Source organism: Rhizobium hidalgonense (assembly GCF_002914525.1).
Classification (GTDB): Bacteria; Pseudomonadota; Alphaproteobacteria; order Rhizobiales; family Rhizobiaceae; genus Rhizobium; species Rhizobium hidalgonense.
Genome location: NZ_LODW01000047.1, coordinates 144,399 through 162,457, shown reverse-complemented (window position 1 = coordinate 162,457; position 18,059 = coordinate 144,399). Strand labels below are relative to the sequence as shown.

At 57.1% G+C, this 18,059-nt stretch carries 14 protein-coding genes and 1 pseudogene; 12 read left to right on the top strand and 3 right to left on the bottom strand.

What is annotated here, in order from left to right; translation table 11 throughout:
* Positions 1 to 460 precede the first annotated feature (460 nt).
* The 8 genes from thyX to tnpB all read left to right on the top strand — a co-directional run bounded on the left by thyX (position 461) and on the right by tnpB (position 10,485).
* Complete coding sequence (gene thyX, locus ATY29_RS09895) at positions 461 to 1,414, top strand: FAD-dependent thymidylate synthase (RefSeq protein WP_097536353.1); 954 nt, start codon at positions 461 to 463, stop codon at positions 1,412 to 1,414.
* A gap of 14 nt (positions 1,415 to 1,428) precedes the next feature.
* Positions 1,429 to 2,865, top strand: coding sequence for a hypothetical protein (locus tag ATY29_RS09890; RefSeq protein ID WP_133118197.1), 1,437 nt, complete (start codon positions 1,429 to 1,431; stop codon positions 2,863 to 2,865).
* Positions 2,849 to 3,880 carry a phosphoribosyltransferase-like protein gene (locus ATY29_RS09885; RefSeq protein WP_097536349.1) on the top strand — a complete coding sequence of 344 codons (1,032 nt, stop codon included), beginning with the start codon at positions 2,849 to 2,851 and terminating at the stop codon, positions 3,878 to 3,880. The genes ATY29_RS09890 and ATY29_RS09885 overlap by 17 nt, the downstream gene beginning before the upstream one ends.
* Entirely contained in the window at positions 3,877 to 5,886 is a 2,010-nt protein-coding gene (locus tag ATY29_RS09880) for an ORC-CDC6 family AAA ATPase (protein WP_097536346.1), read from the top strand. The genes ATY29_RS09885 and ATY29_RS09880 overlap by 4 nt, the downstream gene beginning before the upstream one ends.
* Positions 5,886 to 6,830, top strand: a complete 945-nt coding sequence (locus ATY29_RS09875; protein WP_097536344.1) for a hypothetical protein — start codon at positions 5,886 to 5,888, stop codon at positions 6,828 to 6,830. Before ATY29_RS09880 ends, ATY29_RS09875 begins: the two co-directional genes overlap by 1 nt.
* A 155-nt stretch (positions 6,831 to 6,985) precedes the next feature.
* Positions 6,986 to 9,604: an NB-ARC domain-containing protein gene (locus ATY29_RS09870; protein WP_133118196.1), complete on the top strand. Its 2,619-nt coding sequence runs from the start codon at positions 6,986 to 6,988 to the stop codon at positions 9,602 to 9,604.
* 375 nt (positions 9,605 to 9,979) lie between these two features.
* Entirely contained in the window at positions 9,980 to 10,348 is a 369-nt protein-coding gene (gene tnpA / locus ATY29_RS09865) for an IS66-like element accessory protein TnpA (protein WP_165779419.1), read from the top strand.
* Complete coding sequence (gene tnpB, locus ATY29_RS38180) at positions 10,345 to 10,485, top strand: IS66 family insertion sequence element accessory protein TnpB (protein ID WP_097536338.1); 141 nt, start codon at positions 10,345 to 10,347, stop codon at positions 10,483 to 10,485. The genes tnpA and tnpB overlap by 4 nt, the downstream gene beginning before the upstream one ends.
* Positions 10,486 to 10,765: 280 nt before the next feature.
* Here the strand turns inward: tnpB and ATY29_RS37620 are convergent, their stop codons facing one another.
* Entirely contained in the window at positions 10,766 to 11,917 is a 1,152-nt protein-coding gene (locus ATY29_RS37620) for a hypothetical protein (protein WP_244597383.1), read from the bottom strand.
* 322 nt (positions 11,918 to 12,239) lie between these two features.
* Positions 12,240 to 12,594: pseudogene (locus ATY29_RS37615) on the bottom strand (class I SAM-dependent methyltransferase); the annotation flags it as partial.
* Between the two features lie 268 nt (positions 12,595 to 12,862).
* On the opposite strand from ATY29_RS37615, the gene ATY29_RS09840 reads away from it, so the two are divergent.
* From ATY29_RS09840 to tehA, 3 genes are all read left to right on the top strand, one after another.
* Positions 12,863 to 13,582 carry a hypothetical protein gene (locus ATY29_RS09840; RefSeq protein WP_097536336.1) on the top strand — a complete coding sequence of 240 codons (720 nt, stop codon included), beginning with the start codon at positions 12,863 to 12,865 and terminating at the stop codon, positions 13,580 to 13,582.
* A gap of 257 nt (positions 13,583 to 13,839) precedes the next feature.
* Entirely contained in the window at positions 13,840 to 14,871 is a 1,032-nt protein-coding gene (locus ATY29_RS09835; protein ID WP_097536334.1) for a zinc-binding alcohol dehydrogenase family protein, read from the top strand.
* A gap of 44 nt (positions 14,872 to 14,915) precedes the next feature.
* A complete protein-coding gene (gene tehA / locus ATY29_RS09830; RefSeq protein ID WP_097536332.1) occupies positions 14,916 to 15,914 on the top strand; it encodes a dicarboxylate transporter/tellurite-resistance protein TehA in 999 nt (332 codons plus the stop codon).
* 21 nt (positions 15,915 to 15,935) lie between these two features.
* Here the strand turns inward: tehA and ATY29_RS09825 are convergent, their stop codons facing one another.
* Complete coding sequence (locus tag ATY29_RS09825; protein WP_097536330.1) at positions 15,936 to 16,877, bottom strand: GlxA family transcriptional regulator; 942 nt, start codon at positions 16,875 to 16,877, stop codon at positions 15,936 to 15,938.
* Between the two features lie 146 nt (positions 16,878 to 17,023).
* Here ATY29_RS09825 and ATY29_RS09820 point away from each other — a divergent pair, with 146 nt between their 5' ends.
* Positions 17,024 to 18,043: an alcohol dehydrogenase catalytic domain-containing protein gene (locus tag ATY29_RS09820; RefSeq protein ID WP_097536328.1), complete on the top strand. Its 1,020-nt coding sequence runs from the start codon at positions 17,024 to 17,026 to the stop codon at positions 18,041 to 18,043.
* Positions 18,044 to 18,059: the final 16 nt, after the last annotated feature.

The window sequence follows — 18,059 nt, the reverse complement described above, 5'->3', positions numbered from 1 at the left end:
CATAAAGGAAGTGAATCATGATTCACAAAAAACAGGAATCCCTTCTGCCACCAGATCTGCTCCAGTTACAAAGCCTTCTGCGGCCCTCATCGACGCCACCGTGACGCTACCCGGCTCGAGGTGAGTTCGTGCATCTCGAGGACCTCGTTCTGCACGCCGCCGGTCAGGACGTCCGCACCCCAAACCACGAAACAGACCATTGCCCGTGACCTGCTGCGCAGTCGCATTGCCGCGCCGGGCATGTTCAGGACCATCCGTTGATCATAACGGCGCTGGCGCGCCCGATGCTCGGTTACGCGCAGTGTCTGGCGATTCAGCCGTAGGTCAAGTGATGGCTTTCCGTTATGCGAGATCAGGCGGAGAAGGCGTGACTCTTACATTGCGCATTGGACCGGGACCATTGTAGGTTAGTCGGTAGTGGGGCCACGAACTACAACATTTCTAATGGTAAGGGTAGAAATTGACTATTACACCGGAACAGCAAAAGGAGATCGAAGCGGCCCGCTCGAACGCTTCGCAAACGCTTCGTCCCACGGTGGCAAAAATCGAAGATATCCTTTTTAACATTCTCCCGGTGTTGGACCACGGTTTCGTACGCGTAATCGACTACATGGGTGACGATGCCGCTGTTATACAGGCCGCGCGGGTGTCCTACGGCCGGGGGACTAAGAAAGTCTCAGAGGATCGGGGTCTTATTCGGTATCTCATGAGGCACTCGCATAGCACCCCATTCGAGATGGCCGAAATCAAGCTGCATGTGAAACTGCCGATTTTCGTGGCCCGGCAGTGGGTAAGGCATCGCACTGCGAGCCTGAATGAGTATTCGGCCCGATATTCGATCCTGGATCGGGAATTTTATATTCCGGAGACCACGCAGATCGCCGAGCAGTCTAAGTCCAATCGTCAAGGACGAGGCAACTCCGTCGACAGGGAGCAGGCCGCGCAGATTATTGCTCTCCTGAGGGAAGATGCGGAGAGAAATTATAATCACTATGCATGGATGATCAACGAAGACGAGCGCGGCGATATTACGGACCAGAACAGGTCAAGCCTTGCTCGAGAACTGGCACGCATCAATCTCACCCTGAGCACCTATACCCAGTGGTACTGGAAGGTGAATCTCCACAACCTCCTTCATTTTCTGCGTCTACGCGCCGATCCGCACGCCCAGTACGAGATACGTGTATACGCCGACGAGATTCTCAAAATCGTTGCCTCGTGGGTGCCATTAACCCACGAAGCCTTTCTCGATTTCAGACTCAATTCGGTCACGCTGTCAGCACAGGCGGTTGATGTACTGCAAGCATTCGTTGGCGGGAACCGGGTGTCCCGGGAAACAAGTGGGCTGTCCGCCCGCGAATGGGAAGAGTTGCTCTCTCGTTTCCCGGCGCTGAAAGCCTTGCCAAATCCATGAGTGCAAATGGATTTTTGGCAGGCACTGAGACGCATTCTGCGAGTTCGGCAGCTGAGAACGCGTCGGACGATCGGGTTGCTGACCAGCGTGGTGTCGAACGATCAAAGCCTTGGGTTGCCTATCCAGTCGACACCAGTCTAGAGTTCGACCGTTTTGTCGGCGACTATGCCGTCAAACAGGCGGCGATCCAGGTTTCGTTCCGGAACCTAGTGCATTGGATAAAGGGCGAAAGAGCCAGCCATTACATCCATCCGTATCCGGCAAAGCTGCTAGCGCATATCGCACACTTCTTCCTGGCCGCGCGGAGGCATGTTCCTCGTGGTGCTGTTGTACTGGACCCGTTCAGCGGATCGGGCACGGTCGCCCTCGAAACGGTCCTTGCCGGGAATGTTGCGTACTGGTCTGACGTTAATCCTCTGGCGAGAGCCATCACTAAAGCGAAGATAACGCGTGTCAATCTCGACGAACTCGAGAGCGCCTTCGCACGAGTTCAGACACGGTATATCGAAGCGAAGGACGTCGTGCCGCCCGAAGTCGTGAACATCGGACTTTGGTACAGTGAAGAGACGACCGGCCGCTTGGCTCGCTTGCGCGGCGCAATTGAAGGAGAACCCGAGGGTGATGTAACCGACCTTCTATGGGTGATTTTCTCGGGTGTCGCCAGAGCCTGCAGCCGTGCCGACCCTCGGTTCTCGGTTCCGGTTCGCCGTAAAGCCGGGATCGTTGCGCCTGGGAGGGCGCTCGAAGACGACCCCAACGTTTGGGATTTGTTCGACCAAGCATTCAGGGTAAACTCCGCGAGGATATCTACCCTTGAGCTTCAAGACCCTTTGGGCGAAAACGCCTGCGTCGGCGATGACGCCAGATCTCTCCGCGATCCGTCGATTTGTGAGAGCGAACTCTCGGCTGCCAGTGTCGATCTCATTATAACGTCACCGCCATATGCAGGTGCACAGAAATACATAAGATCCTCCAGCTTGAGCATCGGCTGGCTTGGAATGGCATCGGTCCAGCAGATGAGGGCACTAGATTCGAAAAGCATAGGGCGCGAGCGATTTTCGAAGAACATGCTTGGCGACTACGCCGAGATGGGAATGCCCGAAGCAGACGCCTTCATCCGCATGATTGCGGAAAAGAACGCGATGCGAGCTGCCGTCGTCTTCAACTATCTCGTGGAAATGAGCCAGGTCTTCGTGGAGTCGAGGCGGGTCCTCCGCCCCGGCGGACGCTTGGTGATGATCGTGGGCAACAATACGATCTGCGGTGAGAACTTCGAAACATCGGAATTCATGAAGCTGCTGGCGCTCCGATCGGGCTTCGAGGTCAAGCTGGAGTTGGTCGATACCATCAAGGGAAGAGGATTAATGACAGCGCGAAATAAGACATCTGCAGTCATCATGCGCGAGTGGGTGCTTGTATTCGAAAGGCGGCCGGATGAGTCTGATCAGTGATATCAGTTCCATCCTTCCCGAACCCGAGGACGACGAACCCGTTTCCACGAGAAATGCGCTGCTCGATCGGATAACCGTGCTCAATGACAGACTTTGGGAGGGCCGCATTAATCGACCCCTTGTCGAAGAATGGCTGATGAACTTCAACGGTAAGTCGGGCAATGACGTAGACGTTGAACGTTTGCACGCTCTCTACTGGCTTTCCCAGTTTCTCTATTATGGCAGCGTAGAGATACGGGTTCTTCTTAAGACTCTCTACCGCGACCTGTTTCTGGTTCCGCTCATCCAAGAGATTAGGACTTCGAATGGAGGGAGCCGCGATCTCGCGGTCCTAGGTCCCCTCCTCGACGAGAAAATTAAAGCGACCAGATTTCTTGGCATAGGAAACCCTTCGGAAAGCGGGGTCCATCTGCTCTATTATTTCCGGCAGGAGAACTCGCTCGCTAAGGGGAACTTTCTGGATTCTGGACAGATTATCGAACGGGTCGCGCTGTCGGATGGAAAATTCAATAGAAAGATCGCAGATGAGAAGGTCGAGCAGTATGTCTTCGTCGACGACGTCTGTGGATCGGGGCAGACGGCGGTCGACTATTCCAAGAACCTGCTAGCGGACTTGCGAGACCTGAAGTCGAGCGCCAAGTTCTGCTATTATTCCCTGTTCGGGACTAAGGCGGGTATGGACAAAGCACGAAAAAACAGCCTGTTCGGCGACAACTGCACTGCCGTCATCGAGCTTGACGACTCGTACAGATGCCTATCCGACCAGTCGCGCTATCTGAAGGTAGTGCCGTCGGGCATAGACGCTGGAATTCTCAGAGGTCTGGCGCTGCACTATGGACAGCTCATATGTCCTGGTCATGCTGGCGGTTTCGAAGACAGCCAGATGCTTTTCGGCTTCCACCACAATACACCCGACAATACGCTCCCCATAATATGGGGCGAGCGGGCCAACGGTGCGCAGGTGGAGTGGGTTCCCGCGTTCCGGCGTTACCCGAAAATCGGAGCACTTGCATGATCACTCGCCTTGAGGAAAATCCCTTTGATCTGGTTAAGGCCTCCGACTTTTCCGCGGCGGAGATAGTCGAATACTGGGTGGACATATCGAACAACGATGGCGGACTGGTGCAACTGCTTCAGCCAAAATTGCGGACGCCGATGCTCATCCTCGGCGGAAAGGGAAGCGGCAAGACCCATCTGATGCGGTATTGCTCAGCGCCTGTGCGCGCTGCCCTGTGTGGCGGCGATCTGGGCGCGGCGGTAGCCAACGACGGATACTTAGGCATCTACGTCCCCGCCGAAGGCCTGAACTCACATAAGTTCGCCGGGAAAGGCCAGTCTCCCGATCTGTGGTTGGCCATCTTTAATATGTACTTCGAACTGTGGCTGGCGACGAGCCTACTGGCATCGATCGGCGAGGCAATACGCAGCCCGACCGTCAACGAATTCGATGAGAAGGCCTTCGTGAAAGGCGTGACAGGGCTTTTCGACATCGAGATCGATCTTGAAACCGAAACAATCGACGGGTTGATCGCTTTTCTAACCCGGCTGCGAAAAAAGATCGACTACGCGGCTAACAATGTTGCCGTAACTGGGCACATGGACCCCATCGAAATCCCGTTTTCGCCCGGGAGACTTGTGTTTGGCGTCCCTGCCACGCTTGCGAACGTAAGCGTCGGATTCTCTGAGACGGTTGTCACCTATCTCATCGACGAGGCGGAGAACTTCACATCCGAGCAACAGAGGTTCCTCAATACCTTGATCAGGTATCGGTCCGGGAACACCACCTTCCGCATCGGTGCACGGCTTTACGGCATTCGCACCTATCGGACGTTAGGCTCGGGCGAACCAATCAAGCGCGGGTCAGAATTCTTGCAACTGGAGCTGGACGCTTTCCTACGCGATCACGAGCAAGACTACAAAATTTTCGCTTCTAAGCTTGTGGTAAGACGCCTTCAGCAATCCGGCTCGGTCGTGGCCGCCGGTCAGGCGAATTTGAGCGTTTTTTTTGAAGAGCTCGACAAAGACAACAATTATCAGAAGCCACTTTTGAAACTGCTGGAAAGTCGCGACAAAGCCGGGAAGGAGCGACCGTACTTCCGCAAGCTGAAGAAACAACTCTCGGACCACTTCGATCGGCCCGCTGAATGGCACAAGCGATTAGTTGACTGCCTCACCGTCCGCGACAATCCTCTGCTCGAAAAACTCAACATTTTCCTGCTTTATCGCGACTGGTCGGATAGTGCATCGAAACTCATGCAAACAGCTGAGAGCATCAAAAAACTAACGGAATCATATCTGGCCGGCGATCGGAAATCTTCTGGATACGGAGACGTTCTGGCCCACTTCGACTCGGATTTGCTGGCCCAATTATACCGGGATTGCGGGCAGAATGTCCCTTACTGCGGTCTGGACACGCTAATCCACCTTTCGCAGGGAATTCCGAGAAATCTAATCGGGATATTGAAACAGATATACCGTCGTTCACTGTTTAGCGGGGAGCGCCCGTTTGTCGGCGGCCATGTCATAAGTGTAGAATCTCAGTCTCTCGGTGTGCTGGATAGCGCGGCTTGGTTCTGGGAAGATGCTCAACCGGATACGTTTGGTGTAGAGGCAAGAGAGAGCGTCGAGGCGCTTGCGGTCCTTTTCCGCACAATCAGATACAGCGACAAGCCGTCTGAGTGCGATTTGTGCACCTTTGCCGTCGACGAGGAGAAGTTGACTAGGAACGCGAAAGAAGTCCTGCAAGCATCCGAGCACTGGTCGTACCTGATTAAAGTCCCGCTGGGCCATAAGGGGAAGAACCACCGCGATTTGGGCGGAAAGTATCAGCTAGGTCCGATGCTCGCGCCGCGGTGGGGCGTCTCCGTTCACAGGCGCGGAACATTGCAGCTCCAGATGGAGCTGGCGAATGCCATCCTTGATGACGAAAAGAAGGACGACTTGCGCGCCCTGTTTCTGAAACGGGTAAGCGGAATGTTCGTAAGCAGTGCCTCAGATGAAAAGCAGAAGAGTCTGCTGTGATGTTGAATATCGGTTATTTGATAGACGCGAAACGATTGTTCGATACAGCGGAGCAAGGGCGGCAACGTGGTATCTTCATCTCCGCGTATAACGAAAATGAACGAGTTTCACAGCTTTTCACGAAGGTGACCGCAAATCGAAAAGTGTGGTGGATACTGCCAGAATATTCTTATCAGTCTCATGAATATCCCGCGGGAGAGATAGTCGACGGTCTGCCGACCTACGAAGCCGATCTCGTTCGGGTGGGACTGGAGAAAAGCGGATACGACCCAGCCAACCCGCAGCCGATCTGCGTAGACATCACGGGCTTCCTTCATCCGCACATCTTGCTGTTCCTGCGGTATTTCAAGATGTACGGCGTGAAGGATGTGGAGTTCGTCTACACCGAGCCGGAGCATTACTCCCAGAAGGTCGACACCCAATTCTCGCTCGACGACAAATCGGACGTCAGGCAGGTTGCGGGATACGAAGGTGCACATATTCCTGAAATGCAACACGATGTCCTTATGATGGGCGTTGGTTACGAGCACAACCTAATGGGCCAAGTCGTCACCAAAAAGGAATCGGCGCGCCTGGTGCAGATCCACTGCTTTCCGCCATTGAGCCCTGATATGTATCAGGAGAGCATATTGCGGCTGGACCGACTTGCCTCCGCTTCGGCCAGAAGCACGGAAGACCTCAACTTCTTCACCACAGCAAACGATCCATTCGTGACTGCTGCCGTCCTCGGGGAAGCCGTCAATTCCCTGTTTCTGCGCAAGAGAGTCACCAACCTTTATTTATGCCCGCTGTCTACGAAACCGCAGGCGCTGGGTTTCGGGCTGTTCTATCTTGCTTCCCTCGAAGGACGGCCAGCGAGCATCATCTACCCTTTCGTGCAGAAGTATTCGCGCCAGCATAGCAAAGGGGTTGGCAAGTCTTGGATATACCCAGTCTTCTTTTAAACAGAGCCTGAACAAGCGCCGTGAAAAGCTGAATCGATATCAGAATTGCTAATTGGCGTCATCGCGCTCCATGCCGGAGCGCTTGGACTGCCGCGCTAATCTAGCCCTGGTAGTTAAGGGGTGCAATTCCGAAGGTGAACCAGGTGAACCCTTGATTGTATTTGCTCGTCTTGATAGAAAATATCGAAACAGGAGGGCGTGCCTTGGCGAGCTATCAACGGATCGCACTATTCGTTTTTTTCGATTCTATCGAAAAGGACATGATTAAAACTCTACGAGGCGTGACTATTGCCGATGACGAAAGGCTGTTGAGTGATGACGAGCGCACCAAAGCACTTTCCCGTATTGCTCAAGACGAAGTGTCAAACGACAATGTGCTAGACGTCGAACTCCTCCAAGGCTTGGACATCGGCGATAAATATTCGACAATTCTAAGACACAAGCACAAGTTACCGACATCGTTGCGCTCGCATTATCTCGCCAAGAGGTCGGAGTTTGAGCGATCAATCTCTGTCAGAAATTCGGTGATGCATGGCAGACCGTTGACAATCGATGAGTATGGCAGGGCGTTCGCGCTAGCGGGTGACTTAATCAAAAGCCCCGGAATCTGGCCTACACTAACCGAAACGTTCAAACAGTATCATGATGACCCTCAATCGGTAATGCGGTTGGCTGTAGCGTTTATAGAAGACGGTAGTTTTTCTGGCGTCTTCAACAACCTTCCCACGCCCGACTACGATGATACTGGTTTTTTCCCCCGGCCGGCCCTAGAAAAAGAACTCAAGAAAAAGATACTCGCGCGGCATCCAGTTATTACTGTTCTAGGCGATGGCGGGAACGGCAAGACCGCGATCACGCTTCAGACGTTGTATGGATTACTTGATTCCAATGATCACGGGTTTGATGCGATCGTCTGGGTCTCGGCAAAATCCTCAAAGCTGACTACCGCTGAAATCGAACGTATAGAAGATGCGATCAACAGTTCACTCGAAATGTTTGAGGCAGTTGCAGGTCTTTTTGAGCAAAATGACCTACCTGCGCTGGAGCGCGTGCGGAAGCTACTCGAATTCAACAAGATTTTGCTCGTTATAGACAATCTTGAGACAATCCTAGATGAATCGGTACGGTCGTTTGCGCAGGACGTCCCCGGTTCCAGCAAAATCATCTTTACCTCAAGGGTTCCACTTGGTGCGGACCTCACCGTCCAAATTGACGCATTTTCGGAAAAGGAAGCGATCTCTTACCTTCGCATCCTGATATCGGTTTACAACATTGCTGGCTTGAAAAAGGCTACCAATGAAGAGCTTCGACTATACGTGAGCAGGCTTGGCCACAAGCCGCTTCTTCTCAAGTGGTTTGCCCTTGGCGTGTCGTCAGGCCTGACACCTCATTCCATTATCCGAAACCCGAAGACCGCACTTCATTTCTGTATGGAGAACGTCTTCAGTTCACTATCGCAAAACGCCAAGAAAATACTTTCGATCATGGCGCAGTTACCGTCCTCGGTATCACCGATTATAGTGCAACATGTTGGAGAACTTAGTGCGAAAGACGTGGAATCTGCGTTTGCTGAATTAATTCAGTTCGCTATCTTAGAGCAGACGACAGAGAATAAGCTTGAAACGAGCTATCAAATCAAGCCGTTCGCTAAATCCTACATAGTCCGCGTGCTTAATATTTCACTCGATGACAGCAAACTTTTCCTAGCGAAATATCGAACGATAGAAGGCACATATCAAGCTGAGCGTGGCGCTGCCGCTCATGACTTGTTCAACCTCCGGACGTTCGTTGTTCGCTCAAAATCGGAAGCTCTTGCCGTTCAAAAACTTCGCCGTGCACTTGCCGCGGCTAATAATGAGAACTTTGATGAGGCGTTTGACATCATCGAAGATACGAAAATTGCAAATCCCGACTACTTTGAAGTTTACCGATGCGAGGCTCTTGTCGCGTTCAAACAGTCCGATCATGTTCGGGCCAGCACGGCATATCAGACCGCGATTGAGCTCGACCAAACCCAGCCGCAGCTTTATTTCTTCTACGGCGGCTTTCTTATGCGTGCTTACAGTGATTTTCGGGGCGCTGCCGATCAATTTGACCTCGCACTAAAGCTCAGCCCGAATGCGCCAGAAATTTTACGGGAGGCTGCAAGATCGAAACTTTATGATCTGGACTTCGCGGGTGCGCAGGCTCATGTCACTCGTGCTAGAGAAATTGGGTTTTCAACGTTTCGGTTCGAGACGATTTTCACCGACCTGCAGATACAAATCTTCGCTAGAAAAATTGAATTTCTGACTAACCGCGACAACGGGGATGCCATAGTAGTGACAGCGCTGGAAATGCGTCAGTTTCTTAGCGCATTGAAACCTGGCATCGTCGACGCAACGCTCGCTGAACATCTCGTTCGCGCAAAACGGATAATTTCAAGAACTTCAAACGAGATCGGATACCAGCTTGTGGTCGAGCTCACTTCGCTTTTAGACAGCTTGGAGGCGGCGAGACCATCATTTTTACAAGTTGGACGGAAATCAGAAATTCGGGAAGAGTCCCTAACAATTTCAGATATTCGACGTTACACCGGGCGCATGAAAGTTCAGGGGCGTAAACCAACATTCGCATTTCTTGAATGCGCGGATGCCGAAGACACTTTTGTATCCAGATCAACGGTTGCCGCCGCCATATGGGGCAGCATGATTAAGGGAGCGACGGTCACATACTCAATTGCGGTGTTGGAAGATGGGCGCAGGAAGGCTCTCGACGTGGCGCTGGTCGATTAGAATACATTCGTACGGAAGCATCTCGTCGGCTGCTGGCCCCCAAGCGGCCGTTCGAAAGTGCAAAGTCTATGTGTCAACTCGACAGCCGCATTTAAAGACTCATAACAGGGGCGGTAACCGGTGTTCTGCTCCCACGTTGCCGGATGTCGCCTGGTCTGTGATCGACTTTCCATGGAAGAGCAACAAGGAGTTTCTCCATGGATACTACTTTGGAGGTTCTCACGACGCGGCGGGGCCGACGTGAGGCTCATCGCCAATGGCCGGACGAGGTCAAGGGTAACCGCCCGATTGGCGCCGCCTGCCGCATAAGGCCTTGATGGCCTAAGACACGTGTTTAACGACGTCGTTAGCGACGTGTCTTATGCGGGGATTGCGATGCGCGTTGAAATTCTTGGGCAAGAGCGGCGGCGCCGATGGCGCGACGCTGAGAAGCTCGCGATTGTCATGTCGGTTGGGGATGTTGGCGCAACCATCACAGAGGTTGCCCATCGGCACGATATTACGCGCCAGCAGATTTACGCCTGGCGTAGCGAGCTGAAGAAGAAGGGGCTTCTCTCGGCGTCGTCGAATGCATTGTTCATCCCCGTAGACGTGAAAGCGGTGCAGATGAATGCCGCTGATGACCGGGAAATGTCCTCCGGCGTGGTCGAACTGCGATTGAGTTGCGGCCGCACGCTTCGCTTCGGCAGTTCGGTCGATACGACCGCCCTGACGCAGCTCATCCGGGCGGTGGAAGCGGCATGATCGGACCTGGGACCGGCGTTCGGGTCTATCTTGCGTGCGGGGTCACGGACATGCGCAAAGGAATAGAAGGCTTGGCTGCGCTTGCGCAGGATGTCTTGCGCCAGAAGCCGACGGGCGGCGCGGTCGCCGCGCCATAGAGCGGCTCCGCGGATTCGTAAACGCCGGAGTTGGCTCAAAAGTAATCTCGGCTTCGTGACCACTTCGCAATGCCATCTTGGCAGGCCAACCGCGGCGCACGCGCGCCGCAGTTCATGCCAGTTTTGCACGGTAGCCGGTCATGTGCCGGCTCCTGTTGCAAATGATTGCCGCGCAACGATCACGATTGCCCTGAGCCTCCAGCACTGATGCAAAGGGATTGTGACTAACCAACTTAACAACAGCATACGTTTCTGGGCAAGATGGTTGGTCGCAAAAGGACTACGTTTTGCTATCTGGTGAAGAATCGTACTGCGCGTACGCATCCAGCATCATCTGCGTATATTCTCTCGTGCTCGAGGTTAGCTCACCCAGTCCCGGCCAGTGGAAAGGTATGGTGGACCACATCGTTTCGAGTTCGACCTCGAGACCAAGCTGTGCAGCCACAATCAAAGCCTGAATGGGCTCTTTGTCGTGCGGCCACAAATCCTCCTCAAGCGAGATCCAGACGTCATTCTCGTCATCGACAGTGATTTCAGCCTGAAGCGCACCCAGCTTTTCGCTAATGTTCGTCGCATCATCGAGCAATGCGCTTCGGATGAGCAGAGTGATCTTCTCCGGGTTTAGGTCAAGCTTGGGCCTGTCATTGACTACCCGGAAATCGGGCTTATCATTGTCTTTGGCGCCGTCGGCCTTCACCGGCGGGAGAGATTTCCCCCCGTCTTCGCACCAGAACGCCGTGTTGAAGATATCGAGTGGAGATGCACCGCAATCAGGGCAATGCCAGAGGCTCTGAGCGATCTGAGGGCCGTTGATTTTTCCATCGCATCGTAGGCAAAACCAGACTGCAGACTCGTCGCCCCAGAGGGGGTGGCGAACCATGCCTTCATGGTCGGGCTTTGTGGAGCGCCGGGGCCAATCCGTGGAGATTTCGCCACGAACCTGGGCAGCGCGCTGTCTCGCCAATGTGAGCGCCTGTTGCAGGAACTCAGGGTTAAGCACCGGGCATTTTCCGTCATTTTCGGTGGATGTCTGGACGATTGGGCGAGCCCCTGGGTTCTCAGGCACTGTGATGCTCCACCCATCTCCCACCATGACGACGTCGTGCAAGGCCACTTGAATGCGGTATTCGTGACCTTCGATCATGCCCTGCTCTGCTTGCTCAAGGCATGCGAAGCGGCGGGTCATTGCTTCGGGGTGCCCAGCTTGAAAATCCGCCGCCGGAAGAGCATGGGCTACGAAGGCCTCAACGCTCGTCATCTGTTCCGAACTGGGGATCCAATCGTTCTTGCTAGCTGAGACGAGTTTCGTCCAGTTGGCGAAACCCAGCTTCGCCGCAACCAAGTTGAGCGCGTGGTTTAGCGTGATCCTGTTGGCACGCGCGTACTGTTTAGCAAGATGCTTAAGGCTGTTGAGTTTTGTTGCTTCGGTCATATCCATATCCTGAAATGATCCGACCATGTGCCCGCTAATGGCCAGACCATGCCTTTTGGCACGGAGTGACGCTTCAGTATGGAAAACGCTGACATAGCTTTGCGTGGCGGGCACACCGGCCCGCGAGTAGGGCCGCGTTTTTATGCCAAGCATCACGACTTCGGTCAAGTCGATCCGTATTTGCCCACAGTCATTTCGTATAGGACGCCGGCAGCACACGCGCTACGGCTGGAAAAACTCACTCCGTAACCTAGCATCTCCTCATGGTTTCAGTGCGTTGCTTTCATCAGGCCCGTCGGGTCTTTGGTTCACATCCCTTCAAGGCGTTCGTTTGTTTAGCCTGCATCAGCGCCGTGTGGAGATCGTGGTAGAACAGGTGCAGCCACGGGACATGAGTGGCTGCGTAACCTCCGGCATTGCGACGAGATCTGCCGAAAAGGCCTCGACGTTCTCTCGCCTTGGCTCCCCCGCAAGTGTCCGCATCAGGCCGACCGGATCGTTCTTGAGATGGGCGACTTCGGCCGGCACGAAGCTGAAGACCCCCGACCTTCGGGTCCCACAACGTCGGAGAACAGCCGCGTCCAGTCGCCGTCGCCCGGATAGACGTCGATTACAAAGGAAACCGCATCGAAGCGTGCGAAGCGGATCAACGCGGATAGCTTGGATCGGTCGTACATAGGTATCTCTTTTATGGTCGGGCATCGCAGCAGATATTAACCGAGCCTTTCGCTTCGAATCAGAGGACGCCGTTTTCGAAGGATGCCGCGCTCTCCGTCTTATTGCGTCGGCAGCGGCCTCAGTCTGCTCCTGTTTACACAAGGCTTCGCCAGTTCAAAGACCGTGGCCGGAAACAAGGCATCTAAGACGTTCGACGGACGCGAGCGGCGGCTTAGTTTCCATGCCAGAAGCCACGCCATTTTGCGCGTGTCCTGCCAGGAGCATCTCATGACACCACTTAAAAACCTTGCGATCGAAGCTCATGGAGGCCTCCAGCGTTGGCGGCAGTTTGAGCAGGTCTGCGCCGATCTCGTGCAGGGCGGCGTTTTGTGGCCGCTAAAGGGCCACCCCCAGACGCTCGAGCACACCACCGTCACGGTGGGGCTCAAGACGGAGTGGGCTTCGCATGCTCCCTTTGGCTCCAACAATCGCCGCTCACGATTCGAGCCCGGACGCGTTGCCTTGGAAGCCGAAGACGGAACCGTTCTCGAAGAGCTTCTGCAGCCGCGTGCGAGCTTCGCCGGCCACACACTTCAGACGCCCTGGACGGAGCTGCAACTGGCGTACTTCGCCGGCTGCGCCATGTGGACATATTTGAACATACCGTTTTTACTCGCCTGGCCCGGCGTCGAGACCGAAGAGCTTGAGCCTTGGCAGGCCGATGGCGCGGACTGGCGCCGTCTCGCCGTCCGTTTCCCAACCGAGATCGCCACGCACAGCGCTGTCCAAACGCTCTATTTCGACGGCGACGGGCTTTTGAAGCGTCACGATTATGACGTCGAGATCGCAGGCAACACGCCTGGCGCTCACATCATCGACGGATATGAGGAGGTCTCTGGCATCAAGTTCCCGACGAGAAGGCGCATCTATGCCAGGCAGCCTGACAGTAGCTTCACGACCGATCCGCTCGTCGTTTCGATCGATCTGTGGAACATCCGCCTCGGCTAGCCGCCTGGCTTCAGGGTCAAATGGACGAAGCTTCGACGCGCTCATGCCGAACGATGCGGCATGAGCCGTGGACCGGCACAAGCCGCTTCTGCCGGATCTTTACGATCATGGTGATCGCGCGGGTCTGAACTTGTATCCGAGGGCCGGTGGTCCTCACCCTGTCTGTCCCGTGGCCCGAATGACGGCATCTACGTCCTGTCGGTATCGGTTGTCGATCGATAGGTCTCGGACATCTACTCCTATCGCGAGGTCCTATCATGAAAGCTATCGGCGTCAGCTCCCCTCTTCCCATCGATGATCCGGCATCCCTTACCGACGTCGATCTGCCGCGGCCGGAGCCGGCGGGACGTGATCTCCTCGTGCGGATCGAAGCCGTGTCCGTGAACCCTGTCGACACCAAGATGAGGATGCGGCCATCGGCCGAACAGGGCACGTTCAAGGTGCTCGGCTGGGACGCCGCCGGCACCGTCGAAGCGGTTGGTCCGGAAGTGAGCCTATTCGCGCCAGGCGATAGGGTCTTCTATGCCGGTGCGCTCGGCCGCATGGGGACGAACGCCGAGTTCCATCTGGTCGATGAGCGGATCGTCGGCAAGAAGCCCGCCTCACTCGGCTTCGCGGAGGCCGCGGCGCTGCCGCTCACCGCCATCACCGCCTGGGAGGTCCTCTTTGACCGGCTCGACATCCGCAAGCCCGTGCCGGGTGCTGCCAACGCACTCCTGATCGTGGGCGGCGCCGGCGGGGTCGGATCGATCACGACGCAGCTCGCCCGCAGGCTCACCGACATCACCGTGATCACCACGGCCTCGCGTCCGGAGACGGCCGAGTGGAGCCGCAGCCTCGGCGCACATCATGTGATCGATCATTCGAAACCGCTCGCGGCGGAGATCGAACGGCTGGGTACCGGGCAGCCCGCCTTCGTGTTCTCGACCACCAACACCGATCTGCATCTTGGCGAAATAGCCAAGCTCATCGCGCCGCAGGGCCGCTTTGCCCTGATCGATGACCCGGCGTCGCTTGACGTGTCGTCCTTCAAGGTGAAGAGCGTGTCGACGCACTGGGAGTTCATGTTTACCCGCTCGATGTTCGGCACGGCCGACATGGCAGAGCAAGGAGCACTACTCAACGAGGTCTCCCGGCTGGTCGACACTGGTACGCTGAACACCACCCTGACCGAAGTCTTCGGGACGATTTCGGCCGAAAATCTACGCCGGGCGCATGTCCTGATCGAGAGCGGCCGCGCCAAGGGCAAGATCGTGCTCGCGGGCTGGCCGGCCACGGCCGGGTGCTAACAGGGAGCCTGCGATTGCGTGCGGCCGTTTCGAAAGACAGATCGATGAGAATATCGAACATCCCGATCGTGCCGGCATCGTTCTTCGGAATGGTGCTCGGCATAGCAGGGCTCGGTGGCGCCTGGCGCGCCGCCCATCTCGCCTGGGGGCTGCCGGCTCTCGTCGGAGAGTCGCTCATGCTGGCTGCCGGACTCGTGTGGCTCGCGGTCACGACGCTCTACGGATTGAAATGGCTCGTGGCGCGCGAGCTCGCGCTGACGGAAGCCGCTCACCCAGTGCAGTGCTGCTTCATCGGGCTGGCCGGCGTCGCCACGATCCTAGTGGCTGGAGGCGTCATTCCCTACGTCTACGGTGTCGCTCTTGCACTCTATGTCGTGGGAGCGGCGTTCACGGCGGGCTTTGCCGTCTGGCGAACCGGCGGCCTCTGGATGGGCGAACGCGATCCCAGCCATACGACGCCGGTGCTTTATCTGCCGACGGTCGCCGGTAGTTTCGTCGCCGCCACGGTCGGCGCCGCCCTCGGTTTCCCCGATCTCGGGCAGTACGTCTTCGGCGCCGGCTTCTTCGGCTGGCTCGCGATCGAATCCGTGCTGCTGCATCGGCTGCTGACGGCGCCGGGAATGGCGAATGCGCTTCGGCCGACCCTTGGAATCCAGCTCGCCCCGCCGGTGGTCGGCGCAGTCTCCCTCATCGCGGTCGCGCCGCAGGCTCCGCTGCTGCTAGCCCACGGCATGATCGGATATGGCATCCTCCAGGCAGTGATCCTGCTGAGGCTGCTGCCCTGGATCCTTCGTGAACCCCTCGCGCCATCGTATTGGGCCTTCACCTTCGGCGTGACGGCGCTTGCGGCGGCGCCGATCCGCCTTCTAATGCTCGGCGATGAAGGTATCGCCCGCACACTCGCACCGGCACTGTTCGTCTTTGCCAACGTCGTCGTGCTGATCGTGGCGGCAGGCACGCTGTACCGCTTTTTCGCAGGTGCTGGGCACGCCTCCGCGGCAACGCCAGCCTCGGATCGGGCAAGGGTCGGGCCTCCAAACTGACGACCCGTTTCCCTTGCGAACCTAGAGCGTGGCGAGAGGTCCGGCTTCATTGCGGATCGCCCTCGGTACCTCGCCGTGCACGCGGCCAAACGCCAGACGCATCCGTTCCCGATTGGCGAAGCCCGCTTCGCGTGCGATCACCTCGATCGGCAGACGGCTCTGCTCCAGCATGAGTTTCGCGGCCTCGACCCGCAGCGCCTCCACGGCCTTTGCCGGGGTCGTGCCGGTCTCCGACCGGAACAGTCGCGTGAATTGCCGCGGGCTGAGACAGGCGACCTCAGCCAAGTCGTCGATTGCCAGGGTCTCTGAAAGATTCTGGCGCGCGTAGTCCAGCACTCGCTGGATCCTGTCCTCGTTCACGCTCAGATCCAGCAAGGTGGAATGCTGCGACTGGCCGCCCGAGCGGCGATGGTACATGACCATGCCCTTGGCGACCGAGCGGGCGACGTCCGAACCATGATCGCGCTCGATCATGCCGACGACGAGATCCGTTCCGGCGGTCATGCCGGCGGATGTCCAGATCGGCCCGTCCGAGATGAAGAGCTTGTCCATGTCGACATGGCAACTGGGGAACCGGTCCTGCAGGGCCTGAGCATAACGCCAATGCGTGGTGGCGCGCCGACCGTTCAGGAGCCCGGCGTCTCCTAGAACAAACGAGCCCAGGCAGATCGCTGCGACGCGTCGAGCGTCGCGGGCGGCGGCGCGAAGTAGCCGAATCAGCCCAGGCGACGATGTCGGTATCTCCAGGCCGACGGCAACGATCAAGGTGTCGTAGGGGGCATCATCGAACCCGTGGGTCATGACCTGCATGCCCAGCGACGAGGCGACCAGTCCCCCTTCTTCCGATAGGACACGCACGTCGTAAAGCTTCTCGCCCGCTTGCTTGTTGGCCACGTCGAACGCGGCGACGGCCCCGAAACACACGGATTGAAAACCTGGATTAAGGATCAGACCGATTCTCATTCTTGCTCCTTGCTGCTGATTCTCCATGTGGTGGCGCTCACGTCGTTATACTAATCGCGTGGCCAGAATAATGGCATCTATGTCCTGTCGGCCTGAACAGCCCAACTGCTACCGCTCTGGGAGATTTTTCAGATGCGGGAGCTCCGATGTCCAGCCATTCGAAGACATACACCGCCGTCCAGGCCGTCGCGCCGGGCCGGCTTGAACTGACGCGAAAGCCCTTCGTCGAGCCGGGGCCCGGGCAGGTCCGCCTGCGCGTCGAGGCCTGTGGCGTCTGCCACTCGGACGCGGCGACGGTCGAGGGGGCCTTTCCTATCCAATGGCCTCGGGTCCCCGGCCATGAGGCGGTGGGCGTCATCGATGCGGTCGGCGGCAACGTCGAAGGTTGGACGCTGGGCCAGCGCGTCGGCGTTGGCTTCCTCGGCGGAAGCTGCGGGCATTGCCAGGAGTGCCGGAAAGGCGACCTCGTCAACTGCCGAAACCAGGAATTCACCGGCATCCACCATGACGGCGGATACGCGGAATCCATGATCGCACGTGCCAGCGGGCTCGTGTCGATCCCCGAGGGACTCGCCTCCGAGGATGCCGCTCCGCTGCTCTGCGCCGGGCTCACGACCTTTAGCGCGCTGCGCAACGCGCCAGCACGCGCCGGCGACCTCGTCGCCATCATCGGGATCGGCGGATTGGGGCATCTCGCGGTGCAGTTCGGCCGGCACATGGGCTTCGAGGTCGTCGCGATCGGGCGAGGGCCGGACAAGGGCGGTCTCGCCGAAAAGCTCGGCGCCCATCATTACATCGACAGCACAAACGTCGGAATTGCACCGGCGCTGCGGGCCTTGGGCGGCGCTCATCTCGTCGTCGCGACGGCGTCGGGCGGCGACGCCGTCGCGCAGGCGGTAAAGGGACTCCGTCCGCGCGGCCGGGTCATCGCCCTTGGCGCCTCTCCCGAGCCAGTGCAGGTCGCGACCTCGGACCTCTTGTTCGGCGGGCGGTCCATCGAAGGCGCCCTGACCGGCGACCCGGACACGGCCGACGCGACGTTGCGGTTTTCCGCGCTGGCCAGCGTCTCGGCCATGATCGAGACCATGCCGCTTGAGCGTGCACCCGAAGCCTATCGGAAGATGATGGCCGGCGAAGCCCGATTTCGCATCGTGCTGACGATGTAGGTCCGCGGGTCAAATT

Coding starts and splice junctions, on each gene's coding strand:
- ATY29_RS09885 (WP_097536349.1), top strand. CDS start 2,849: ATGAGTCTGATCAGTGATATCAGTTCCATCCTTCCCGAACCCGAGGAC.
- ATY29_RS09880 (WP_097536346.1), top strand. CDS start 3,877: ATGATCACTCGCCTTGAGGAAAATCCCTTTGATCTGGTTAAGGCCTCC.
- ATY29_RS09875 (WP_097536344.1), top strand. CDS start 5,886: ATGTTGAATATCGGTTATTTGATAGACGCGAAACGATTGTTCGATACA.
- tnpA (WP_165779419.1), top strand. CDS start 9,980: ATGCGCGTTGAAATTCTTGGGCAAGAGCGGCGGCGCCGATGGCGCGAC.
- tnpB (WP_097536338.1), top strand. CDS start 10,345: ATGATCGGACCTGGGACCGGCGTTCGGGTCTATCTTGCGTGCGGGGTC.
- ATY29_RS37620 (WP_244597383.1), bottom strand. CDS start 11,917: ATGACCGAAGCAACAAAACTCAACAGCCTTAAGCATCTTGCTAAACAG.
- ATY29_RS09840 (WP_097536336.1), top strand. CDS start 12,863: ATGACACCACTTAAAAACCTTGCGATCGAAGCTCATGGAGGCCTCCAG.
- ATY29_RS09835 (WP_097536334.1), top strand. CDS start 13,840: ATGAAAGCTATCGGCGTCAGCTCCCCTCTTCCCATCGATGATCCGGCA.
- tehA (WP_097536332.1), top strand. CDS start 14,916: ATGAGAATATCGAACATCCCGATCGTGCCGGCATCGTTCTTCGGAATG.
- ATY29_RS09825 (WP_097536330.1), bottom strand. CDS start 16,877: ATGAGAATCGGTCTGATCCTTAATCCAGGTTTTCAATCCGTGTGTTTC.
- ATY29_RS09820 (WP_097536328.1), top strand. CDS start 17,024: ATGTCCAGCCATTCGAAGACATACACCGCCGTCCAGGCCGTCGCGCCG.